The 23,615-nt window shown below is 61.0% G+C and carries 21 protein-coding genes; 15 read left to right on the top strand and 6 right to left on the bottom strand.

The window, feature by feature from the left end:
- Positions 1 to 103: 103 nt before the first annotated feature.
- The 3 genes from AC3ISG_RS11820 to AC3ISG_RS11810 form a co-directional block, all read right to left on the bottom strand.
- The gene (locus AC3ISG_RS11820; protein WP_489299360.1) at positions 104 to 1,498 is read right to left on the bottom strand and encodes a DHA2 family efflux MFS transporter permease subunit; all 1,395 of its coding nucleotides are present in this window, start codon (positions 1,496 to 1,498) and stop codon (positions 104 to 106) included.
- Positions 1,499 to 1,547: 49 nt separating this feature from the next.
- Positions 1,548 to 2,219 (bottom strand): TetR/AcrR family transcriptional regulator, encoded by a 672-nt coding sequence (locus AC3ISG_RS11815; protein WP_489299359.1) that lies wholly within the window; start codon positions 2,217 to 2,219, stop codon positions 1,548 to 1,550.
- 88 nt (positions 2,220 to 2,307) lie between these two features.
- Positions 2,308 to 4,236 (bottom strand): bifunctional sugar phosphate isomerase/epimerase/4-hydroxyphenylpyruvate dioxygenase family protein, encoded by a 1,929-nt coding sequence (locus AC3ISG_RS11810; protein ID WP_489299358.1) that lies wholly within the window; start codon positions 4,234 to 4,236, stop codon positions 2,308 to 2,310.
- Between the two features lie 367 nt (positions 4,237 to 4,603).
- On the opposite strand from AC3ISG_RS11810, the gene AC3ISG_RS11805 reads away from it, so the two are divergent.
- The 11 genes from AC3ISG_RS11805 to AC3ISG_RS11755 all read left to right on the top strand — a co-directional run bounded on the left by AC3ISG_RS11805 (position 4,604) and on the right by AC3ISG_RS11755 (position 15,944).
- Positions 4,604 to 5,959 (top strand): iron-containing redox enzyme family protein, encoded by a 1,356-nt coding sequence (locus tag AC3ISG_RS11805; protein ID WP_489299357.1) that lies wholly within the window; start codon positions 4,604 to 4,606, stop codon positions 5,957 to 5,959.
- The gene (locus AC3ISG_RS11800) at positions 5,956 to 6,942 is read left to right on the top strand and encodes a methyltransferase (RefSeq protein WP_489299356.1); all 987 of its coding nucleotides are present in this window, start codon (positions 5,956 to 5,958) and stop codon (positions 6,940 to 6,942) included. The genes AC3ISG_RS11805 and AC3ISG_RS11800 overlap by 4 nt, the downstream gene beginning before the upstream one ends.
- Entirely contained in the window at positions 6,942 to 7,265 is a 324-nt protein-coding gene (locus AC3ISG_RS11795) for a hypothetical protein (RefSeq protein WP_489299509.1), read from the top strand. Before AC3ISG_RS11800 ends, AC3ISG_RS11795 begins: the two co-directional genes overlap by 1 nt.
- 126 nt (positions 7,266 to 7,391) lie before the next feature.
- Positions 7,392 to 7,907 (top strand): DUF4142 domain-containing protein, encoded by a 516-nt coding sequence (locus AC3ISG_RS11790; protein WP_489299355.1) that lies wholly within the window; start codon positions 7,392 to 7,394, stop codon positions 7,905 to 7,907.
- Between the two features lie 156 nt (positions 7,908 to 8,063).
- A complete protein-coding gene (locus tag AC3ISG_RS11785) occupies positions 8,064 to 8,306 on the top strand; it encodes a hypothetical protein (RefSeq protein WP_489299354.1) in 243 nt (80 codons plus the stop codon).
- A gap of 75 nt (positions 8,307 to 8,381) precedes the next feature.
- The gene (ligD, locus tag AC3ISG_RS11780; RefSeq protein WP_489299353.1) at positions 8,382 to 11,078 is read left to right on the top strand and encodes a DNA ligase D; all 2,697 of its coding nucleotides are present in this window, start codon (positions 8,382 to 8,384) and stop codon (positions 11,076 to 11,078) included.
- A 1,053-nt stretch (positions 11,079 to 12,131) separates the two neighbouring features.
- Positions 12,132 to 13,379 (top strand): zinc-dependent alcohol dehydrogenase, encoded by a 1,248-nt coding sequence (locus AC3ISG_RS11775; RefSeq protein WP_489299352.1) that lies wholly within the window; start codon positions 12,132 to 12,134, stop codon positions 13,377 to 13,379.
- Between the two features lie 25 nt (positions 13,380 to 13,404).
- Positions 13,405 to 13,623: a PLD nuclease N-terminal domain-containing protein gene (locus AC3ISG_RS11770; protein WP_489299351.1), complete on the top strand. Its 219-nt coding sequence runs from the start codon at positions 13,405 to 13,407 to the stop codon at positions 13,621 to 13,623.
- Positions 13,624 to 13,915: 292 nt separating this feature from the next.
- Positions 13,916 to 14,674 (top strand): hypothetical protein, encoded by a 759-nt coding sequence (locus tag AC3ISG_RS11765; protein ID WP_489299350.1) that lies wholly within the window; start codon positions 13,916 to 13,918, stop codon positions 14,672 to 14,674.
- Positions 14,674 to 15,105 carry a phage holin family protein gene (locus tag AC3ISG_RS11760; protein ID WP_272631934.1) on the top strand — a complete coding sequence of 144 codons (432 nt, stop codon included), beginning with the start codon at positions 14,674 to 14,676 and terminating at the stop codon, positions 15,103 to 15,105. The genes AC3ISG_RS11765 and AC3ISG_RS11760 overlap by 1 nt, the downstream gene beginning before the upstream one ends.
- Positions 15,102 to 15,944 carry a DUF3618 domain-containing protein gene (locus AC3ISG_RS11755; protein WP_489299349.1) on the top strand — a complete coding sequence of 281 codons (843 nt, stop codon included), beginning with the start codon at positions 15,102 to 15,104 and terminating at the stop codon, positions 15,942 to 15,944. The genes AC3ISG_RS11760 and AC3ISG_RS11755 overlap by 4 nt, the downstream gene beginning before the upstream one ends.
- Positions 15,945 to 16,040: 96 nt before the next feature.
- Here AC3ISG_RS11755 and AC3ISG_RS11750 read toward each other — a convergent pair whose 3' ends face one another.
- Positions 16,041 to 16,898, bottom strand: coding sequence for an SDR family oxidoreductase (locus tag AC3ISG_RS11750; protein ID WP_489299348.1), 858 nt, complete (start codon positions 16,896 to 16,898; stop codon positions 16,041 to 16,043).
- A gap of 451 nt (positions 16,899 to 17,349) precedes the next feature.
- Between AC3ISG_RS11750 and AC3ISG_RS11745 the strand changes: the two genes are divergently transcribed.
- Both AC3ISG_RS11745 and AC3ISG_RS11740 read left to right on the top strand, forming a co-directional pair.
- Positions 17,350 to 17,730 carry a RidA family protein gene (locus tag AC3ISG_RS11745; protein ID WP_485618524.1) on the top strand — a complete coding sequence of 127 codons (381 nt, stop codon included), beginning with the start codon at positions 17,350 to 17,352 and terminating at the stop codon, positions 17,728 to 17,730.
- A gap of 122 nt (positions 17,731 to 17,852) precedes the next feature.
- Positions 17,853 to 19,847 (top strand): peptidase U32 family protein, encoded by a 1,995-nt coding sequence (locus tag AC3ISG_RS11740; RefSeq protein ID WP_489299347.1) that lies wholly within the window; start codon positions 17,853 to 17,855, stop codon positions 19,845 to 19,847.
- Positions 19,848 to 19,901: 54 nt separating this feature from the next.
- Here the strand turns inward: AC3ISG_RS11740 and AC3ISG_RS11735 are convergent, their stop codons facing one another.
- A complete protein-coding gene (locus AC3ISG_RS11735; protein ID WP_122536230.1) occupies positions 19,902 to 20,231 on the bottom strand; it encodes a hypothetical protein in 330 nt (109 codons plus the stop codon).
- A 287-nt stretch (positions 20,232 to 20,518) separates the two neighbouring features.
- Between AC3ISG_RS11735 and pcsA the strand changes: the two genes are divergently transcribed.
- The gene (gene pcsA, locus AC3ISG_RS11730; protein ID WP_122536229.1) at positions 20,519 to 21,238 is read left to right on the top strand and encodes a phosphatidylcholine synthase; all 720 of its coding nucleotides are present in this window, start codon (positions 20,519 to 20,521) and stop codon (positions 21,236 to 21,238) included.
- 111 nt (positions 21,239 to 21,349) lie between these two features.
- On the opposite strand, the gene AC3ISG_RS11725 is transcribed toward pcsA, so the two are convergent.
- Complete coding sequence (locus AC3ISG_RS11725) at positions 21,350 to 21,811, bottom strand: Lrp/AsnC family transcriptional regulator (protein WP_122536251.1); 462 nt, start codon at positions 21,809 to 21,811, stop codon at positions 21,350 to 21,352.
- 206 nt (positions 21,812 to 22,017) lie between these two features.
- On the opposite strand from AC3ISG_RS11725, the gene AC3ISG_RS11720 reads away from it, so the two are divergent.
- A complete protein-coding gene (locus AC3ISG_RS11720; RefSeq protein ID WP_489299346.1) occupies positions 22,018 to 23,178 on the top strand; it encodes an aminotransferase class V-fold PLP-dependent enzyme in 1,161 nt (386 codons plus the stop codon).
- Positions 23,179 to 23,615: the final 437 nt, after the last annotated feature.

Raw genomic sequence — 23,615 nt, 5'->3', positions numbered from 1 at the left:
CGAAATACTCCGCTCTGCCGCGCCGATGGGCAATAGTCAAAGCGCGCAGAACGTCTGGTGGTTTTGGCCAGTGGCGCGTGAGGGTCAGCGGGTTGCCGGCGGGTCAGGCCTTGGGTTGCAGCAGTGCGGCACCGGCCTGGGCCGAGACCCGTCGATTATCCAGCAGGGCCAGGGCGGCGATCAGCGCAACGCCAATAAAGGTCAGCTGGAAATCCGCCGTCACGGCGTGCCCGTCATTGCCATGCAGGACCATCGCACCACGCAAGAGTAAAGCGGCGATGGCGACACCCAGGCCCATGCTCAGCTGGAAGCACATGCTGAACATCGTCGAGGCATCGCTCATCTGCGGCTTGGGCACGTCGGCGAAACCCAGCGTGTTGAACGCGGTGAACTGCATCGAGCGCGACAGCCCGCCGATGAACAGAATCAGCAGGATCAGCGGCCAGCCCATGGCCTGATCGAGCAGCGCGCAGGCGGCAATCGCTGCCACGCCGATGCAACCATTGACCAACAGGACCTGACGAAAGCCCCAGCGCTGCATGATGCTGCTGGTAAACGGCTTCATCGCCAGATTGCCCGCAAACACGCCCAGCACCAGCAGCCCGGCGTCGAATGCGGACAGACCAAAGCCGAGCTGGAACATCAGCGGCAGCAGGAACGGCAACGTGCTGATAGCGACACGAAACACCGAGCCGCCCAGCAGGCTGACGCTGAAGGTGCGGATGTGCACCACCGCGACGTTCATCAGCGGCTGCGGGTGCCGGCGCATGTGTCGCCAGGCCAGCACGCCACAGATCACCCCGAGCGCCGTTATCAGTCGGCCGGGCCACTGACTGCCATGGCCCTGCCCCAGCCGTTCCATCCCGAACAACAGCGCCGTGCAGGCTACGCCCAGCAGCAGAAAACCTTTCAGGTCGAACGCCCGGTCGCTGACTTCATTGCGCTTGGGAATGAGCACCAGCGTGGCGATCAGAGCCAGTACGCCGAGGGGCAGGTTGAGGTAGAAAATCCACGGCCAGGATGCGTGGGTAACGATGAACCCGCCCAGCGGCGGCCCAAGTATTGGCGCCACCAGCCCGGGCCAGGTGATCAGCGAAATCGCCCGCACCAGGTCCTTCTTTTCGGTGGCACGCATGACCGCCAGGCGTCCGACCGGGACCATCATCGCGCCGCTCATGCCTTGCAGGACGCGGGCGACGACAAAGGTTTCGAGACTGTCGCTGAGGCCGCACAACATCGAAGACAGGGTGAACAACACGATGGCGCCGCCGAACACCCGCCGTGAACCGAGACGATCCGCGAGCCAGCCGCTGAGGGGAATGAACGCGGCGATTGCCAGCATGTAGGCGCTCATGCCGATATTCAGGTCCACCGCCGCGACACCGAACGTCCGGGCCATTTCCGGCATCGCCGTGGCGATCACCGTGGCGTCGAGGTTTTCCATGAAAAAAGTGACCGCCACCAGCAAGGCGATCAGCGTGGATTGACGTTGCGACATTGATGGGGTCCTCAGGCAGGCGTGGCGTTCCGACTCAGTGCTCGCCTGGTCACGGGATCAGATAGCGCACCACCGAGTCACAGATCATGGCCTTCTGGCGTGCCTTGATCTGCGCATCTTCGAGGTCGATCTGGAAGATTTCCGAGAAGGTGTGACGGTTGGAGACCCGATAGAAACAGAACGAGCTGATCAGCATGTGCAGGTCCACTGCCTGAACGCCCGGGCGGAAATCACCCTGCTGCTCGCCCCGGCGCAGCGTCTCGTCCAGCGCCTGCAGGACGTTGCGGCTGAGCGCGCGGATGGTCGAGGACTGTTTGACGTTGGCGCCGTTGTGGATGTTCTCGATGCACACGATACGCACGAAATCGACGTTCCGGTCGTGGTGATCGAAGGTGAATTCCACCAGCCGCCTGATCGCCTCTTCCGGCGCGAGGACGTCCAGCCTGAGGCTGCTCTCGGTGTTGCGGATGTCGCCGTACAGTTTCTCGAGCACCTCGGTGTAGAGCTGCTCTTTGCTGTTGAAGTAGTAATAGATCATCCGTTTCGAGGTTTGCGTGCGCTCGGCGATGGCATCCACTCGTGCGCCGGAAAGCCCCTGGGAGACAAACTCGGCGACGGCCGCCTGAAGGATGTCGTCGCGGGTTTTTTCCGGATTGTGCTTGCGGGTCTTGCGGGGCGGCTCTACGGGCAGGTCGGCGAGGCTGTCGTCAACGGTTTTCATGCGGGGCTCACAACCACGGGGTAATCGCGGGATTATGAGCTGCACCCGAGCGTTACGGAAGCGGCGCGTATGAACGCGGTGCGAGCCATCAGAGCGGGGCTGAATCGCTGCAGGCCCTGGCCATCGCTGCAAGGCGCACCGATGCATTCGCCTCGCCATAACCGGCGTAACCGTTCCTGCGATGAAGGATTTCAAAAAAGAAACGCTCCTCGAACGCCTGGGTGTAGGCGTGGAACAGCTCGCCACCGTCGGCGTCGCGGTCGTACAGCACGTTATGAGCAGCCAGCTTGCTGAGGAACGCCTGGTCAAAACCGAAGCGCGCAGCCAGGTCGTCGTAGTAGTTAAGCGGAATGGCCAGCCACGGCACGCCCGCCGCCTTGGCGCGGGCTGCTTGCACGAAGATGTCGTCGCAGGCAAAAGCAATGTGATGAACACCTGACCGGTCGTAGCTCGTCAACGCGCGGGCGATCGCGGTGTTGCCACGATCCGACGTGTTCAGCAGCAGGCTCATGCTGCCGCAGCGGCTGCGCACCGCCCGACTCCTCACCAGGCCATGAGGGTCGGACAGCAGCACGTCGGCATCGGCCTGGAAATCCAGCACGCTCTTGAAGAACAGGACCTGACTGTCCAGGCCGTCGGTCGGCAACGCCATGGTCACGTGATCGACGCGTTGCAAACCGTTGTGCGCCGAAGGTAGCGGCCTCACCGTGAAGTCCCTGTCCCATAACGATTGCGCCGGTGCGGCGGGCTCGACCAGATAAATCAGGCCGCCGTCCGGCGCGCGCATGGCCGGAAATCCTGGTTGATCAGGGCCGAGCGGACCGCCGCAGATCTCGGCGCTGAACTGACGCGCCCGCTCCAGCGCGGCAACGCTGTCATCCACCCGCAACGCCATTGAGCGCAGCGACGCGCCGTGGACTTCGAGGTCAGACTGGGCAAAGGGCGGTTGAGCGAAGGGCGACTGAGCGAGGGAATCATGCCCGGCGGTCAACACAATCCTGATATCGCCCTGCCCCAGCAAGGTCGCGGCGTTGCTCCAGTGGTGACCCAACGTGCAGAAGCCCAGGCCGTGCAGCCATTGGCTCAGCCGTGCGCCGTGGCCGTCATCCACGGCGAACTCGAGAAACTCCACGCCGTGGCAGGGGCTCGGCGCCGGCGGATGGAACAATAACGACGGCGCAACGGCTTCAGGCTGCACCTCCAGCAGCCCGCGTGTTTTCTCTTCCAGGTACAACAACGAACGCAAGCCGTCGGCGGCGGTTGCCTGAGCGGGCGCAGTGCGAAACACGTCGTTGAAAATCTCCAGTGACAGCGGGCCGGTGTATCCACTGCGCAGAATCGCCGCGAGAAAACCGGGACAATCGAATGCGCCCTGCCCCGGAAAACAACGAAAATGCCGGCTCCACTCCAACACGCCCATGTTCAGCAGTGGCGCATCGGCCATCTGCACGAAGAAGATCTTCTCAGCGGGGATCTGCGCGATGGCGCTCGGGTCACCGTTGAGCGACAGCGTGTGGAAACTGTCGAGCAGCACGCCGAGGGCCGGATGGTCGACCTGCCGGACCAGATCCCAGACCTGCTGCCATGTGTTGACGTGACGTCCCCATGCCAGCCCTTCATAGCCCACGCGCAGTTGACGCGCGCCCGCCCGCTCGGCCAGCAACCCCAAGTCCTCACGCAGTAGGTCGTGGTCGCCCAGCGAATCCGTGGCGGTGTTGCTGCACACCAGCATCAGGTCGGTGCCCAGTTCGTGCATCAGGTCGAATTTTTGCTCGGCGCGGTCGAGGTTGCGCTGCAGATGCTCGCGGCGACAGCCTTCAAAGTCGCTGAAAGGCTGAAAAAGCGTGATGGCGATGCCGAGATCAGCGCAAAGCTGCCGCACCTGGCGGGGGCCGCCGTTGTGATTGAGCAAATCGTTTTCGAAAATCTCCACGCCATCGAAACCTGCCGCGGCGATAGCGTGCAGCTTTTGCGGCAGGGTGCCGCTCATGGAAACGGTGGCGATCGAGCGCTGCATGCGGGGGAACTCCGGATAAATACAGGGCGCCCGGCACCTGGATGAGGCCCGAGCCTGGCGAGTGTGCGGGGGATTATTCGCGCCGCTGGACAGCAGATCAAATGAAATGAACCGTCCGGTTAGTTTTGCGCCTGTTCGGACGTTGCGTGTTCACCGCCTTGATCGGCGCCACGCGCCAGGCTGAGACAAAGAGTGATGTCGGGTGCCCGGCCTGTACGATCGGTGTGCATTCAGTAGTCGATCGAATCGAGAATCCAGGCCTTTCGTCCGGCGCAAGTGTCGATCATCGACTGTGCTGCAACTCGATGGAATTTTCGCGAACTGCCTCTCTCTGACCTACATATCAAGAAAAGTCAGCAGGCTACCCATGACCTCTTTACAGCTACTTTCCGAGCGTTCTGCCACGGCGCACTTATCCACCGGTGCCCATTACTCGCTGTACTCCCGTTTGCTGCGCGGACAGGTGGCAGCAGAGCGGGATAACGTCCGTGATTTTCTCCAGGAGCAGCTGGAAATCGCGAAAACGCTGCCCTCGAACCTGCCTGCTGACTTGAACGACCTGTCCACTTGGGTAGCCAGCAACAGCCATGCGGTGGCCGAGCGTTACCGCGTCTATTTGGAGGAACGCCGCGCCGGCGGGCCTCGACAATTCTTCACCAACAAAGCTCACGCGCTGTATTTCCTGCAAAGCGTTGCGCCAAGCAAGCTGGTGGATGGCGCGTGGCTGTATGGCACCGTCAAGCATGCGGACGATTGGCGCTACCATGGCTTGATCCGCACCTACCTCGAAGAGCTGGGTGACGGCGAGCCTGCGTTGAACCATGTGGTCCTGTACCGCAACCTGCTGACTGAACACGACTGTGCTCCCATCGCGCCCCTCGACGATGCCCTGTATCTGCAAGGCGCCATCCAGTTGGGCCTCGGCCATCTGAGCGACGAATTCCTGCCGGAAGTGCTCGGCTACAACCTGGGCTACGAGCAACTGCCGCTGCATTTGCTGATCACCGCCTTCGAGCTGAGTGAATTGGGTATCGACCCCTATTACTTCACCCTGCACGTGACCATCGACAACGCCAGCTCGGGCCACGCCCAGAAGGCGGTGCAGGCGGTGCTGGACCTGTTGCCGAATGACGACAGCAAGGATGAATTCCTCAACCGTCTGCGCGCCGGCTATTTGCTCAACGATCTGGGGATTGGCTCGACCGACATTGTCCGCGCCTTCGATCTGGAAGAAGAAGTGGTCTCGATGCTGGAGACCAAGAGCACCTTCGGCCAGCACATGCATTCCGACTACTGCCGCCTCGAAGGCCGCACGATCAATGACTGGCTTGCGACCCCAGGCCAGAGTCGTCAGCTGTTGAGTGCGCTGGAGGACCGTGGCTGGATCAAGCGCAACCAGGACCCGCAGGACAGCCGTTTCTGGCAGTTGATCGATGGACCCGGTGCGGTGATGTTCGGTGTATTCAGCGGTTATGAAATGCAGCTGCTGAAGGACTGGATCGCGGGCGACTGGCAGGCGTCGGAGCAAAGCAACCCGTTCCGCACGCGCTTCCGTCGTCGCCATGTGGGGAGCAATGACGCCCCACAGCCGCGTAACGCCTCTTCGCTGCCGTTCGAGAAACTGGTCGAGCTGATCGCGCCCGACGCTCACCCGACGCCGGAAGGTCTGGCGGCGACCCGGATCTACGCCCGCCAGCTGGCCCAAGGAAGCCTGACACGATGAGCACCCTGACTGCGCTTGAGAGCCCGTTCGATACCCTGGACACGACCGACGAAAACCATGATCTCGCCCTGCTGCAGCTGGGGCAACGTCTCCAGTCCGAGGATTATCGTTTCATGACCGTTACACCGCTGACCCATCAGCGGGTCAACGGGCGTGAGCAGAACCGCAAAGCGCGTAGCCTGCGGGATGTGTTTGGCTGGAGCCGCCCTTTCGAAACGGGCTTGCTGGACGAAGCCGAACTCGAAACGTTGCTGGCCGCCGGCGTGTTACGGGCCCACGCCGGGATGTGGGCCAGCGAAGTTCGCTGGTCGAGCCTGGACGACTTGCTGTTCGTCCATTCCGCCTTTCCTACTGTGGCTCACGATTCAGTGTTTTTCGGGCCTGATACCTACCGCTTCGCCCAAGCCATTGAAGAGCACTTGCGCACCTCGACGCATTCCATTCGCACCGCCGTTGATATCGGCTGCGGCAGTGGCGTCGGCGCGATCCTCATCGGGCGTGCCCGGCGGGATGCTCAGGTACTCGCTGTCGACATTAATCCGACGGCCCTGCGATTCACGGCGGTCAACGCATCATTGGCTAAGGCGAATAATGTGGTCGCCTATCACAGCGACATCCTGTCGGGCACCACAGGCGAATTCGACCTGATCGTCGCCAATCCGCCGTACATGAAGGACAGCCAGGAGCGCGCCTATCGCCACGGAGGCGATCAGTTGGGTTCGCAACTGTCCGTTCGTATTCTGGCGCAAGCCATCGCACGACTGGCGCCGGGCGGCAGTGTGTTGCTGTACACCGGTGCGCCTTCGGTGGATGGCGCTGACCTCTTCCTTGAACAGGCGCGCAAGCTCATCGACCGGGCTGACCTCGCCTGGTCTTACCGCGAGATGGACCCCGATGTGTTTGGTGAGGAGCTGGAAACCGAGACCTATCAAGAGGCTGACCGCATTGCGGCGGTGGTGCTGACGGTCACGCGAATCCAGTGATTTATCCGACCACGCCGGACGGTCGCTATTTTGTCGTCAAGGGCCAGCTGTGGCGCTGTAGCAATCCGGCACTTGACGAGGAAGCGCGCCAATCGCGGGTTAACGACCTGATGAAGGCTCGGCAGGCTGTCAAAGCCGCGAAACGCGCCGAGGATGACCCTGCACTCAAGGCAGCGCGGGGTTCGGTCAACGCTGCGAAGATTGCATTGGGTGAACGCGGTCCGGTCTGGTGGTCGGATGGCACACCCGACTTCAACCGTTACAAGGCGGTCAATACACCCTACCGGGACTGGTTTGAGGGACTGGAAGAGCAAGGTGCCTGACCGGACGCTGCAACTTGCCCATCCGCGTTGTTTTTTAAAAATTCTCTGAACGATTGGCCGTTGCTTCCAGTCGGAAACAATACGGGCACTTACCCCGCGTCACTTTAAAAGAAGAGGAACTTCACAATGACAAATCTATTCAAGACTTCTGCATTCGCATTGTTGATGGCTGTTGGCAGCCAAGGCGCTTTCGCGGCGCAGGACAATGATGACTTTGTTGAAGATGCATCCGCCAAAGGTGTGGCAGAAGTCGAAGCCGGTAAGCTTGCGCTGGAAAAAGGCACTTCCGCCGACGTTAAAGAATTCGCAAACATGATGGTCAAAGATCACACTGCGGCGAACGACAAACTGAAAGGCATTGCTGACACCAAGAAGCTGGAAGTTTCCGACAACGCCATGCTGATTGACAAAGCCAAGGCGATGATCCTCGAACTGCGCAGTTCCAAGTCGTTTGACCAGGCGTATGCGAACAACCAGGTTGTTGCTCACGAACAAACCATCGCGCTGTTCAAGAAAGAAGCGGCTGAAGGCAAAGATGCCGATCTGAAAGCGTTTGCGACTGCAACCCTGCCAAAGCTGGAAGAGCATCTGACCCACGCTAAAGCTCTGGCCAAGGCGCACGGTGGTGACGCTGCCAAATAATTCGGATCACGCCTTTCACAGGCGACTCGAATGCTTTAGTTGAGAAAGGCAGGGTCCAGAGACTCTGCCTTTTTCATATCTGTCATAGGGGCTTTACACGGCACGCTCGCCCTATTACGCGCTACTTTTACGCGCTACTTAAAAGTGAGGCCTGACATGAGCAATGCCACCCGCAATCAAATGGCTGTTGTCCTCAATCAATTAAACGAACTTCGCAGCAGCGTGAACGGATTGTTTCGGTTGGAGCTGTCCGAAGTCACGGAATTAACCGGTCACCAGACCGTGGACGACAAACAGAGCATCAACCAGTGTTTCGCGACCCTGGAAGCCTCCATTCTGGATATGGAGCAGACCCTGGCCATGTTGGCGGAAGCGACCGAGCAGCGTGGAGTTGTCTGAGCGGCATGACCGGAACTCTGCGAGGGCCCCGCACTCTGCGTTAGATAGACACTTGCCGCAGTGTGAGGGATTTCCATGAGCGCCGGACTGGACGAATACAACCGCAAGCGCGATTTCAACGCGACATCTGAGCCATCAGGCAACACGAAGAAAAAACGCGCTTCGTCCAAGAAGGCTGCCCATGCCCTGCAGTTCTGTATCCAGAAACATGACGCATCACGCCTGCACTACGACTTCCGCCTCGAAATCGACGGCACGCTGAAAAGCTGGGCCGTGCCCAAGGGTCCTTCGCTGGACCCAAAGGCGAAACGCTTGGCGGTGCACGTCGAGGATCATCCCGTTGAGTACGCCACCTTCGAGGGCAACATTCCCGAGGGGCATTACGGTGCGGGCGACGTCATCGTCTGGGACCGCGGTGTGTGGACACCCCTCTCCGACCCTGCCGACGCCTACGCCAAGGGCAAACTGAAATTTGAATTGCAGGGTGAGAAGCTTGGCGGCGTGTGGAACCTGGTCAAGACCCACATTCCCGGCAAGCAGGAACAGTGGTTTCTGATCAAGCATCAGGACGAATTTGCCCGGCCGGAAGCTGACTACGATGTGGTCAAGGCGCTGCCCGACAGCGTGCTCAGCGAGCGCACCCTGATTCCCAGAAAGCGCGGCGCAAAGCCAGCGTCGGCGAAGTCGGCGAAGTCCACGGCTGAGAAGCCCAAGCCTGTAGAGAAAGTCCCCGCCCCTCGAAAAAAATCTGCCAAGGCGCAGCTGGTGGGCGCCGAGCCCGCCGAACTGCCGGATCTCATCAAGCCCGAACTGGCCACTTTGGTGGAATCTGCCCCTGAAGGCGACTGGCGCTACGAGATCAAATTCGATGGTTACCGGGTCATGGCCCGGGTCGCCGGCGGCAAGGTGCAGCTGTTCACCCGCAATGGCCATGACTGGACCCACAAGCTGCCGCGCCAGGCCGAGGCCATCGCCGATCTGGGTCTTGAGTCGGCCTGGCTCGACGGCGAGATGGTCGTCGCCAACGATGACGGAGTTCCTGACTTCCAGGCCCTGCAAAATGCCTTCGAGGCCGGCCGCAGCGGCAACATCATTTATTATCTGTTCGACATGCCTTTTCTGAACGGCATGGACCTGCGTGAAGTGCCGGTGGAACAGCGCCGCGCCGCTCTGTCCAAGGTGCTTGAGCGGACTGACGACGAGGTGCTCAGGTACTCCGAAGACTTCGCCGAAGTACCGGAAGTCCTGCTCAACAGCGCGTGCCAGATGAAGATGGAGGGCCTGATCGGCAAGCGCGCCGGCAGCCCTTATGTGTCGCGCCGCAGCGGTGACTGGATCAAGCTCAAGTGCAAACGTCGCCAGGAATTCGTTGTCGTGGGCTACACCGATCCGAAGGGCGCACGCAGCAAATTCGGCGCATTACTGTTGGGTTTGCACGACGCCGACAGTGGCGAGCTGCGGTACGCCGGCAAGGTCGGCACCGGTTTCAATGAAGCGACATTGGGCACGATTTACGACCAGCTGACACCGCTCCACGCGAAGAAGGCCGCGGTGGTCAATCCGCCCACCGGTTTCGAGGCCAAAGGCGTGCACTGGCTCACACCGGCGTTGCTGGCGGAAGTCGCCTTCGCCGAGATCACCAAAGAAGGATCGGTGCGCCACGCGGTGTTCCATGGCCTGCGCACCGACAAACCTGCGGAGTCGATCACCGAAGAGCTTCCGGCGCCGGCGCCTTACGCCGATCAATCGTCGGAGCCCGCGCAAGCGTCGGACGTGCCAGAAGAGCAGCTGGACGACACGCCAACACCTGCGCCCCCACGCAAGCGCGCGAAGGCATCCAAGCCTGTCAAAGGGGAAGAGAGTCCGCATGAATCCGACACCACCGATACCAGAACCGGCAAGATCCGCCTGACCCACCCCGAGCGGGTGATCGATCCCTCCCGCGGCGCGACCAAGCGTGACCTTGCCGATTACTACCTGCGCATATCCGACTGGCTACTGCCGCAACTGGCCCAACGCCCCGTCGCGCTGGTGCGGGCGCCGGAGGGCATCGGCGGCGAACTGTTCTTCCAGAAAAACGCCGACCGCCTCGCCATCCCCGGCATCGAGACCATGGGCAAGGAATACACCGGTCACCCGGTCATGCTGATCAACAACCTTGAGGCGCTGATCGGCGCCGTGCAAATGAGCGCCATGGAGCTGCACACCTGGAACGCGGTTGCCAAGAACCTTGAGCGGCCGGACCGTTTCATTCTCGACCTCGACCCTGACCCGGCGCTGCCCTGGAAAACCATGGTGGAAGCCACCCAACTGACCCTCGCCGTGCTGGATGAGCTGGGGCTCAAATCGTTCCTGAAAACCAGCGGCGGCAAGGGCATTCATGTGGTCGTACCGCTGACGCCGAAGGCGGACTGGGACGCCGTCAAGGATTTCAGCCATGCCATCGTCAAGCACATCGCCAGGCTGCTGCCGGAGCGGTTTTCGGCAGTGTCGGGGCCGAAGAACCGCATTGGCAAGATCTTCATCGATTACCTGCGCAACGGCCTCGGCGCCACCACCATATGCGCGTACTCGGTCCGCACACGGGAGGGTCTGCCGGTGTCAGTGCCGATCTATCGCGAAGAATTGCTGGAAATCAAAGGTGCCAACGCCTGGGACATCCACACCGTCCACCAACGCCTCGCCGAACTCGACAGCGACCCTTGGGCGGACCTGGGCAAAACCCGACAGACCATCACGGCGGACATGCGCAAGCGGGTTGGCCTTAAATAGTCCAGCCGAGTGCATGTCCCTGTGGGATCGCATGCGGTTGCAGGACTGTCTTCAGCCGGGAAGACGTCGGCCTTCACACCGCAGAACTGAGGGTGCACACACCGGCCTCTTCCCGGCTAAAGCCGGTCCCACTAATTGACCGCGTGTTCATTGTAGGACCGGCTTCAGCCGGGAAAGCGTCGGCAGCCACACCACAGAATTGATGGCGCTTACGCAGGCGTCTTCCCGGCTGAAGCCGGTCCTAGTAATCGACCGCATGCTTATTGTAGGACTGGCTTTAGCCGGGAAAGCGTCGGAAGCCACACCGTTGAATTGATGGCGCTCACGCAGGCGTTTTCCTGGCTGAAGCCAGTCCCACTAATCGACCGCGTGTTCATTGTAGGACTGGCTTTAGCCCGGAAAGCGTCGGAAGCCACACCGTTGAATTGATGGCGCTCACGCAGGCGTTTTCCTGGCTGAAGCCAGTCCCACTAATCGACCGCGTGTTCATTGTAGGACTGGCTTTAGCCCGGAAAGCGTCGGAAGCCACACCGTTGAATTGATGGCGCTCACACAGGCGTCTTCTTGGCTGAAGCCAGTCCCAAGAATCGACCGCATGCTCATTGTAGGACTGGCTTTAGCCGGGAAAGCGTCGGAAGCCACACCGCAGAATTGATGGCGCTCACACAGGCCTCTTCCCGGCTGAAGCCAGTCCTACTAATCGACCGCATGCTCATTGTAGGACCGGCTTCAGCCGGGAAAGCGTCGGCATTCACACCGCAGAATTGAGGGTGCACACACCGGCCTCTTCCCGGCTGAAGCCAGTCCTACTAATCGACCGCATGCTCATTGTAGGACTGGCTTTAGCCGGGAAAGCGTCGGAAGCCACACCGTAGAATTGATGGCGCTCACGCAGGCCTCTTCCCGGCTGAAGCCGGTCCTGCTGGCACCGCGATCACATAGTGGGACCGCCCGCACCGCTAATCCCCCCGCTTCTGCAATGACCTGAACTAAATCCCCCGGCGCCTGCTCCGCTATTTAGATGTTCATTCCTAATCGCGGAGAAAAACCACAATGAGAGCACTTACCTACCACGGCGCCCATGATGTGAAAGTCGACACGGTTCCGGACCCGGTCATCGAGCAACCTGACGACATCATCCTGCGCGTGACCGCCACGGCGATCTGCGGTTCTGACCTGCACCTGTACCGCGGCAAGATCCCCACCGTTGAACACGGCGATATTTTTGGGCACGAATTCATGGGCATCGTCGAAGACACCGGTTCTTCCGTGACCGCCGTGCAGCGCGGCGACCGGGTCGTGATTCCCTTTGTCATTGCCTGCGGCGAATGCTTCTTCTGCAACATGGACCTGTACGCCGCTTGCGAGACCACCAACACCGGTCGCGGCGCGATCATGAACAAGAAGGCCATTCCGCCAGGGGCTGCGCTGTTTGGCTTCAGCCACCTCTACGGTGGCATTCCCGGTGGCCAGGCCGAATACGTGCGCGTGCCCAAAGCCAACACCGGCCCGTTCAAGGTCCCCGGCACGCTGTCGGACGAGAAAGTGCTGTTCCTGTCTGACATCCTGCCCACCGGTTATCAGGCGGTCCTCAATACCGGCATCGGCCAGGGGTCGAGCATCGCCATCTACGGCGCCGGGCCTGTTGGTTTGATGGCAGCGGCCGTGGCCCGGATGCTGGGCGCCGATCAGATTTTCATGGTCGACCACCACGCCTACCGCCTGGCATACGCCCAGGCGACCTATGGCGTGATTCCGATCAATTTCGATGAAGACGACGATCCGGCGGACACCATCATCCGTCAGACCAAGGGCATGCGCGGCGTTGACGGCGTGGTCGATGCGGTAGGTTTCGAAGCCAAGGGCAGCACCACCGAAACCATCCTGACCAACCTGAAAATGGAAGGCAGCAGCGGCAAGGCGTTGCGCCAGTGCATCGCGGCAGTTCGCCGTGGCGGCGTGGTCAGCGTGCCGGGCGTGTACGCCGGCTTCATCCACGGCTTCCTGTTCGGCGATGCGTTCGACAAGGGCCTGACCTTCAAAATGGGCCAGACCCATGTCCAGCGTTATCTGCCGGAACTGCTCGAACACATCGAAACCGGCCGCCTTGCGCCCGAAGCGATCATCAGCCATCGCCTGTCGCTGGAGCAGGCCGCCGAGGGTTACAAGATTTTCGACAAGAAACAGGAAGACTGCCGCAAGGTCATCCTGACACCGGGCAGCCCTGAAATCCCTCTGACCGAAACCGAAACCGTGACCCAAACCGGAACCGGAACCGTCACCGGCATCCCCGCCATGTGATGGGGCGCGCACCGAGGACAATGATATGGAAACGCTCTTCTCGATCGCCTTGGCGGTGATCATCCTTCTGGTCGACGTGTGGGCCATCGCCAGTGTCTGGCGCAGCACCAAATCGTCCGGCACCAAGTTCGGCTGGGCGGTGCTGATCCTTATCTTTCCGGTCATCGGCGTCGCCATCTGGGGCATCGCCGGGCCACGGGGGATCGCTGAAGCGCCGACGTCCAAGGAGCACAGCAAGGGCTGAGGCTGGCCCGTTTTACGGCGCACGGTCGCAATGACCGCGCGCCGATGCTGCCCTCACCTTCCCCTCATTCGAATCAACTCACGCCCGAACAGATCGATCATCGCCCCGCCGTTCCAGCGTTCGGATCAACAGCTCGACCGTCCGTCTTTGACCCCGAACTCCCGCTTCGCCAGGCCCCTCCACCCTTACACAGCGCGCAGATTCCTTGCCGCGTGAGATGGCCAGGTGCGCGCGTCACCGAGTGTGCCTTTGCCGCGAATGATGTCCCGATTGATTTAAGGATGATGATCAAATGCCTACATTCAGCGAAGACACCGCAGGCGCTCAACCGCGCCCCGCGTCTCCAGGCGAGGCGCTGCACACTCTGCAAGACAACGCAAAAGACTTGCTCGGCACGGCCCGCGAACACGGCACCGAGCAGTTTGGGGGTTACCGCGACAGCGCCGCCGAGCAGATCGAACACCTGGCGAAAACGGCGAGCGCTGCGGCGGAAGAGCTGCAGGACAAGGACACCCTGGGCATCTCCCATTACATCAGCGACATCGCCGAGAGCCTGAGCGCGTTCGCGACGAGCATGCGCGGCAAAAGCGCCGAGGAGATGCTGCAGCAGGCGAGTCGGCTGGCACGGGAAAACCCTGCGCTGTTTGTGACCGGCAGTGTGGCGGTGGGCTTCGGACTGTCCCGATTCCTCCGCGCCAGCAGCCCGGACCTGACCGCGTCGACTTCATCCACGTCGTCCTCCGCCCCCGACTCGCCGCAGTACCCTTCAGGGGAAAGCGATGGCGGCTTCAAGGCGGGCGAAGACCAAGGTCTGAATGCTCGTCACCCGTACGAAGGTGCTGCCTCCCGCGGCACACCGATCCAGACGCCGGATCCACTGGCCCCATACAACCCCACCGCCCAGCGTTCAGCCGCCGCAGATGATGACGGCGGAATTCAGCAATCCGGTTTAGAGCTGGGCAGCTTCAATGCAGACCCCGGAACAGCCTCCAGCCCGGCGCCCACCCATTCACCAGCGCCTGAAAAGCCCTCGCCACGGGGAGAATTCTAATGTCGATCAATTCTGAACTCCCGCCGCGCGGCACCGCCAGCCACAGTGGCGACACCGACACCTCGGCGCTTGGCCTCATCCGCCAGCTGGCCCACGAAGTCCCGGCGCTGATCAGCGAAGAACTTGCGCTGGCCAAGGCCGAAATCCGCACCTCGGTCGCCACTGCCAAAGCGGCAGCCGCGGCCCTCGCCGGCGGCATGGTCATCATGATGGCCGGATTGGTGATCCTGCTGCTGGCCGCCGTGTACGCGCTGGCGATGGTCGTTGCGCCCTGGCTGGCTGCGCTGATCGTGGGCGTGGCGGCAATGCTTGTCGGCTATTTGATGGTGCAATCCGGCAAGAAACACCTTGAAGCCACCCAACTGGCCCCTGAGCGCACGATGAACTCGCTCAGCAAGGACAAAGACGCCATTCAGAGGAAAGTCTCATGAGCATCGACAGCAGCTTTGCCAGCGAAGATGAACTGAACCGCGACGTCCCCGACCCGCTCCTGGCGAAAAGCCCGGACGCGATCGAGCGCAACATCGATGCGCGCAGGGCCAACATTGAAAACCTGGTCGACGCCCTGGAGAGCAAGCTGTCCCCCGGGCAACTGATTGATCAGGCGCTGGCATTCACTCGGGAAAACGGCGGCGAGTTTTTCGGCAACCTCGGCACCTCGATCAAGAACAACCCGATGCCGATGCTACTGACCACTGTGGGCATCTCCTGGCTGATGCTTGGGCAGAATCAAAAGCCCGGCCATACGTCAGGCAGCAGCGGTGACGCGTCAATGTTCGGGCAACTGGGCGAGAAGCTCAGCGGTGCTGCGCAGAGCGTGAGCGAGACGTTCAGCGGCGCGACGGATCACGCACGGGAATCGGCGCACCAGGCCAGCGACAAGGTCGGGCAGTTTGGTGAATCCGCCAGCCACACCCTGGACGATCTCAGGCATCAGGCCAGCGAGAAGACGGCGGCGATGAAAGACACGCTGTCATCGTCAGCCGGCAATGCCCAGGAAGCGCTTCTACGTCAGGGTCGTCATTTGCAAGGCACCTTCCAGTACATGCTGCGCGAGCAACCGTTGGCGCTCGCCGCGATGGGCATCGCGCTGGGGGCGGCCCTCGGCGCTGCGTTGCCGAGCACCGAGAAGGAGAACAAGGCGTTTGGCAAGGCCAGTGACAACCTCACGCAGAAAGCCAAGGCGACGGTTAGCGAGACATGGGAAACGGTATCGGACGCCGGCAAGAACATGGCCGACGACCTGAAGAACACTGCCAAAGGCGTTTGACGGCGAACGCAACGAGGGACGAAAAAAGGGGCTGCGTTGGCAGCCCCTTTTCATGCGCGCTACTCGCCGAGCAGGTATGCGCAGCGACTGGAGCCGTTACAAGATTGGCTTGCCGCCGGTCACGCCATAACGTGTCCCCGAGATATAACTGCCTTCGTCGGAGCCTAGCAGCACATAGATCGGCGAGACTTCAACCGGCTGACCCGGCCGCCCAAGTGGCGTTTCCTCGCCGAAGCTTTTCACGTCTTCATCGGTCATGGTCGACACGATCAGCGGCGTCCAGATCGGGCCGGGCGCGACGCTGTTTACGCGGATACCACGCTCACCCAACAACTGGGCAAGGCCCGCGGTGAAGTTGGCGATGGCGCCTTTGGTGGCTGCATAGGGCAGCAGCGTCGGCTTCGGCGAATCGGAATTGACCGAGCTGGTGTTGATGATCGAACTGCCCGCGGCCATGTGGGGCACGGCGGCCTTGCAGATGCGAAACATCGCGGTAATGTTGATATCGAAGGTCTTCACCCACTCCTCGTCAGGGATTTCCTCGAGGGTTTTGTGGGACATCTGGAACGCCGCGTTATTGACCAGCACGTCGATGCGGCCAAATTTCTTCACGGTTTCGTCGACGATCGACAGGCACTGGGCTTTGTCGGCCAGATCGCCCGGCAAAAGCAGGCACTGACGGCCCGCATCCTCCACCCAGCGGGCGGTTTCCTTGGCGTCTTCGTGCTCGTCGAGGTACGAGATCGCCACGTCGGCGCCTTCACGGGCATAGGCAATCGCCACGGCACGGCCGATGCCACTGTCGCCGCCAGTGATCAGCGCGATCTTGTTGCTCATGCGGCCTGACCCCTTGTAAGTGGTCTCGCCGCAATCCGGGTAAGGGTCCATTCTGCTCTGATCGCCAGGAACGGTTTGCTGTTGAGGTTTGAAAGGCGGTTTCGGGTAATCAGTCATGGGGCTCTCCTCGAAATAGTCCAACGCAAACGGTCAGTGTTAAGGGTGGACTGAACGACCGGGGGATGAGTTCGGAGTTTTTTGCAGCGGTGGCACCGTGCGGTTTCGCGAGGTGCGCCAGCGCGGGGGGCTCGATTATTTCCGCATCGGCAATACTGTATTGCGAAATGATAGCTAGCTAACGGTATACGCCACTGCTACTTTCAAACACGTTGAATCCGCCGATTTGACAACCCCCCCGGAGCCGCCTTCCCGTCAGAGATAACGTGAGGGCGGCTCGCTTTTGTACGCTGGCCCCCTTCGTCTATCCGCTAGCGTTCTGATCGGGTCCCGTGTCGAACCGGGCGGCTGCGACCCTGTCAAGCCTCCCTTTTCCCTTCCGAGTCGGACATCATGACCGCCGGCCGTTTCCCGGCCCGTCATCCACCGACTCGTTGAAGAGACCTCCTCCATGGCCAATCACGACATCACCTTCACGCCCGACCCAGACGCCGACTCGATCTCCTCGGACGTCGCCGGTTTCGGCGGTCTGCTGGTTTCAACACAGATCCCCACCCGCGCCGACGGCAGTCTGGAACTGGGCGGGATCGTCGAGCAGAGCGAATGCACCCTGCAGGCGCTGAAAGTGGCGCTGGAAAGGGCCGGCAGTTCCATGGACCGCGTCCTGCATCTGACCATCTACCTTACCGACATGGCCGATCGCGCCGCATTTAACGAAGTCTACACACGCTTTTTCGCCAAACCCTGGCCCGTGCGCGCTGCGGTTGGCGTTGCCGCGCTGGCCGTCGAAGGCATGCGCGTGGAAGTCACGGCGATGGCCGCCAAGGGCTGATCACGCGGTGATTCTGGCGCCCCGCTCAACCCGCAGGCGCCATCGGGCAGCAGACGGGTGCCGGTCAAGCGTTTCGCCGCTACAATGCGCGCCTTGACCGTGACCGTGCCGACTAAAAACATATGTCTCTGCCCAAACATCACCTGGAATTGCTCAGCCCCGCCCGCGACGTAGCCATTGCCCGCGAGGCCATACTGCATGGCGCTGACGCGATCTACATCGGCGGCCCGAGCTTCGGCGCGCGCCACAACGCGGCCAACGACGTCAGCGAAATCGCCCAACTGGTCGAATTCGCCCGCCGCTACCACGCCCGCGTCTTCACCACCATCAACACCATCCTTCACGACAACGAGCTGGAACCGGCACGCCAGCTGATCCATCAGCTGTACGACGCAGGCGTCGACGCTCTGATCGTGCAGGACCTCGGCGTGATGGAGCTGGACATTCCGCCCATCGAGCTGCACGCCAGTACCCAGACCGACATCCGTACGCTGGAGCGCGCACGCTTTCTCGATCAGGCTGGCTTCTCGCAACTGGTGCTGGCCCGTGAACTGAATCTGCAAGAGATCCGCGCCATCGCCGACGAAACCGATGCCGCCATCGAGTTCTTCATTCACGGTGCGTTGTGTGTGGCCTTCTCCGGTCAGTGCAACATCTCCCACGCGCACACCGGGCGCAGTGCCAACCGTGGCGATTGCTCCCAGGCCTGCCGTCTGCCCTACACGCTGAAAGATGATCAGGGCCGCGTCGTTGCCTACGAAAAACACCTGCTGTCGATGAAAGACAACAACCAGAGCGCCAACCTGCGCGCACTGGTGGACGCCGGCGTGCGCTCGTTCAAGATCGAAGGCCGCTACAAGGACATGGGCTACGTGAAGAACATCACGGCCTACTACCGCCAGCGTCTGGACGACATTCTGGAAGACCGCCCGGACCTGGCCCGCGCCTCCAGCGGCCGCACCGCGCACTTCTTCCTGCCCGACCCGGACAAAACCTTCCACCGGGGCAGCACCGACTACTTCGTCACCGACCGCAAGATCGACATCGGCGCGTTCGATTCGCCGACCTTCACCGGCCTGTTGGTCGGCGTGGTCGAGAAAGTCGGCAAGCGTGATTTGCAGGTGGTGACCCACGAGCCGCTGTCCAACGGCGACGGCCTTAATGTGCTGGTCAAGCGCGAAGTGGTGGGTTTCCGCGCCAACATCGCCGAGCCCAAAGGCGAGTTCGAGGATGACGGCGAGAAGCGCTATCGCTACCGCGTCGAGCCCAACGAGATGCCCAAAGGCCTGCAACTGCGGCCGAACCATCCCCTCAGCCGCAACCTCGATCACAACTGGCAGCAGGCCTTGCAGAAGACGTCGGCCGAACGCCGCATCGGTTTGTCATGGGTCGCGCGCCTGCGAGAAGAGCGTCTGGAACTGGTCGCCACCAGCGAAGAAGGCATCAGCGCCCGCGTCGAGCTGAACGGTCCGTTTGGCGTTGCCAATAAACCGGAGCAGGCGCTGGAGCAACTTCACGACCTGCTCGGCCAGCTCGGCACCACTGAGTACCACGCGACCGCCATCGAACTGGACGCGCCGCAGGCGTTCTTCATTCCGAACTCGCAGCTCAAGGCCTTGCGCCGTGAGGTTATCGAGAAACTGACTGCCGCTCGCATCCAGGCGCATCCGCGCGGAGCCCGCAAGCCGGAGACCTCGCCGCCGCCGGTTTACCCCGAGGCGCACCTGTCGTTCCTGGCCAACGTGTACAACGAGAAGGCGCGGCATTTCTATCATCGTCATGGCGTGCAGCTGATCGACGCTGCGTACGAGGCCCACGAAGAAAAGGGCGAAGTGCCGGTGATGATCACCAAACACTGCCTGCGCTTCTCCTTCAACCTGTGCCCCAAGCAGGCCAAGGGCGTGACCGGCGTGCGCACCAAGGTGGCGCCGATGCAGCTGGTGCATGGCGATGAAGTGCTGACGCTGAAGTTCGATTGCAAGCCGTGCGAGATGCACGTGATCGGCAAGATCAAAGGCCACATTCTCGGACTGCCGCACCCAGGCAGCGGCGTTCAGGTGGTGGGCCATATCAGCCCGGCGGACCTGCTGAAGACCATTCCCCGCGCGCCGCACTGATTCCGGATCGACCGGCTTATCGCGCTGCGCCCCTTCGGGCTGCGGCGCGATGGATCAGCGCCGCGCGACTTCGTGCTTGATGCAGCCTTCGTAATACACCTGTTTGACGCTTTCCGGCCGCAGCCGCGACGGGCTGTCGTAGGTTTGCTCGGTGATACCCAGCGCGCTCATGCGCATCCATTGCTGCGCAAAGTGCTGGGCCTGCATTTTCTTGCGAGCGCCATACAGCGTCAGGCCGGACAGTTTGTACCGCTGAGCGGTGGCTGCCATGCCGGCGCCCCAAGTGCAGACATCGCGTTCGTTCTTGCTGGGGCTCCGGGCCAGCGCTTGGGAAGTCACCGTGGCGAGGAGGCAGAAGGTTAATGCGATCCTGATAAACGACATGCGATTCCCTGCCTAACTGACTGATAAGACGCGGATTCTGAACGCATAGGTCAGAACGAGGGGCCAGCATTTTGCCTGCTTTCCCGATCAGCCGACCAATGACATCTGCGCCGCCGCAGTCTGAGGGCCTCGCGTCACATTTGAGTAACGAAAGCCTGCGCCGCCTGCTACCGTGTAGGGGCTACGTATGAACCTTATCGACCGATCCCCGGTCGATAGATGCACCTCTGGTTCTGTCGACCGCTGCCGTACCCGACCGAACCCGCTTATTTTCAGAAGGACCGTTCATGATTCCTATCCAACGCATCGCCTGGCTCAAGGCTTGGGGCGCCCATGGTTTTACCGCCACGGGGGTGGTGCTCGCCTTTCTCGCGACCATTGCCCTGTTCGATAACCAACCCAAGGCGTGCCTGCTGTGGCTGGGATTTGCCCTGATTGTCGACGGCGTGGATGGCTCACTGGCGCGCAAGCTGAACGTGCAGTCGGTGCTGCCGCATTTTGACGGCTCAGTGCTAGACCTGGTGATCGATTACCTCACCTACGTGTTCATCCCCGCCCTGTTCATATACCGCTACATCCCGCTGCCGGAATACACCCTGCTGCTGACCACCTCGATCATTCTGGTGTCGTCGCTGTTCTGTTTCTGCAACGTCGAGATGAAGAGCAAGGACAACTACTTTCAGGGCTTCCCCGCCGCCTGGAACGTCGTCGCCTTGTGTGTCTACATCCTTTCCCCGGCACCGTGGCTGACGTTTATCACCGTGATCTGTCTGGCGCTGCTGACCGTCACACGCATGAAGTTCCTGCACCCCTTCCGCGTTCGCCGATTCATGGCCCTTAATATCGCAGTCACCGCCGTCTGGTTCTTCTGCAGCTTCCTGTTGGTCATGAACCACCCGTACAACGCGTCGGTAACCTTGTTCGTCTGGCTGGCGATGTCGGCGTACTTCCTGGGGATCTGCATCTGGCGGACTTCGATGGAGTGGATCGACAAAGCCCGCGTCTGATTTCCCTCAAGCCATCTTCTTCCATGCCATAAAAAAACAGCCATCGTCGTATGGCTGTTTTTTTTGCGCGGGATTTGGACCAGGTGTTGTTAATTCACCGCGCTGCGACTCTCACGACGTGTAGCTCAGCGGCAGCTGGGTTGTGGACTTGATCTGCTCCATGGCGAAGCTGGAACTCATGTCGGTGATGCCTGACAGCTGAATGAGCTTTTTGTAGACGGCGTCGTAGCCTGCAATGTCCGGCACCACGATTCGCAGCATGTAATCGGTGTCACCCGCCATGCGGTAGCACTCGACCACCTCGGGCAACGTGGCGATCAGGTCGTGAAACCGACCCAGCCACTGGGCGTTGTGCTGATTGGTGCGGATTGCGGCGAAGACTGTCACCGCGACGTTCAACTGCGCCGGGTCAAGCAATGCAACCCGGCCACGAATCACGCCCTGCTCTTCGAGCTTCTGCACTCGACGCCAGCACGCGGTGCTGCCAAGCCCGACACTGTCGGCGACGTCTGCAATCGGGCGGGTGCAGTCGTTTTGCAGGATGCTCAGGATGGCCTGGTCGAATTTGTCCATGGAATGTGCGGTGACCTCAGTAATGCCATATGCCGGGAAGTGATAAAGATAGGTCAAAATGGACAGCGCCGGGAATGATATTCCGCCGAGCACGCCATTAACGAAAATAGATTCTACAAATACGGTAAATCTCCGTGGAGGAATCAATTTTTTTTCACCCTGACGCTAGTAGTATTTTCTGCACGACGGACAGCGCAGAAATTCCCATGAAAACACTTCCTTGCTATTTCGATTACGCCGCCACCACACCGGTGGATGACCGCGTCATCCAGGCCATGGTTACGTGCCTGGGCCGCGAAGGCACCTTCGGCAATCCGGCCTCCTCTTCTCACGCCTACGGCAATCAAGCCCGCCAGGCCGTTGAACTGGCCCGCCGTCAGGTTGCAGAACTGGTGGGCTGCAGTGCCGACGCGCTGGTCTGGACCTCAGGCGCGACCGAGTCCAACAACCTGGCGATCAAGGGTATCGCGCTCAACCCGCGCAACGGCCCCCGCCGCCACCTCATCACCAGCACCATTGAACACAAAGCCGTCATCGACACCGTGCGCCAACTGGAGCAGGCCGGTTGCCCGGTGACCTGGCTCGAACCCGACAGCCGCGGCCTGATTCACCCCGACGCCGTGCGCCAGGCACTGCGCGACGACACCCTGCTGGTCTCGCTGATGCTGGTCAATAACGAACTGGGCACAGTGACCGACATCGCCGCCATCGGCCAACAGGTCCGTGACCACGGCGCCCTGTTCCATGTCGACGCTGCCCAGGGCGCTGGCAAAGTGGCGATCGACCTGAGCACGCTGCCAGTGGACCTGATGTCCTTTTCCGCGCACAAAACCTACGGCCCGAAAGGCATCGGCGCGCTCTATGTCGGCGAACGCGCACAGCCGCTGCTCGAAGCGCAGATGCACGGTGGCGGCCACGAACAGGGTTACCGCTCCGGCACCCTCGCCACTCACCAGATCGTCGGCATGGGCGCGGCATACGCACTGGCCAGCGCTGAAATGGCCGAGGAAGTGAGGCGCATCAGCGCCTTGTCGGCGCAACTGCGTGAAGGGTTGCTCGGCTTGAGCGGCGTGAGCCTCAACGGCGATGCACAACAGCGCATTCCCCACACCCTGAACGTCTGCATCGACAGCCCGGGGTTTAACGTTGCCAGCCTTGCCAGTGAACTGGCGGTGTCCTCGACCTCTGCTTGCAACTCGGCGAGCAGCAGCGTCTCCCACGTGTTGCTGGCGCTGGGGTTGAGTCAGGCTCAGGCGGGCAGCAGCTTGCGGCTGAGTTTGGGGCGTTATACCGAAGTGGGTGATGTGGAAAAGGCAATTGCGGTGATTGGCGGTAAGGTGAATGCGCCCTCAGCGACGTTTTGGTAAGAGAGCTGGCTGGAGCGAAATGGGATTTTGAGCGAAAGGGGACTGATTTTTTTACAACGCTTCACCGTAAATTAATCTGTCCCCGGGGGCGCTGATCCAAGCCAACTCGAGGGCAGCGCCCCGCCCCTTTTCGTCTGCGCAATTAACAGGGTCGATCACGTCTTTGTCTAACCCAATGCATCATGTAACGATACTTCATGATCGAGATCGCCATCCTCTAGACATTCATATGGGGCCTCTCCTACCGCTGCCTTCAGCAGGTCATGTAACGCTGGAGTTCTAAGATTGACCTGAAGCCAAAGCGAATGGCGATCCTCCTGGATCACACGCACCTCGTAATGAGCTCCGTTTTTCAAGCTCCAATCTTTTAGATAGACAGATCCCTCGTGGTATTCAACGTAAAAAGCGCTGGACTTAAGAAAATCCATGACGTGCTG

Source organism: Pseudomonas sp. GL_135, from assembly GCF_057834665.1.
The sequence above is the reverse complement of the archived record's forward strand: the minus strand, read 5'-3'. Positions and strand labels throughout refer to the sequence as shown.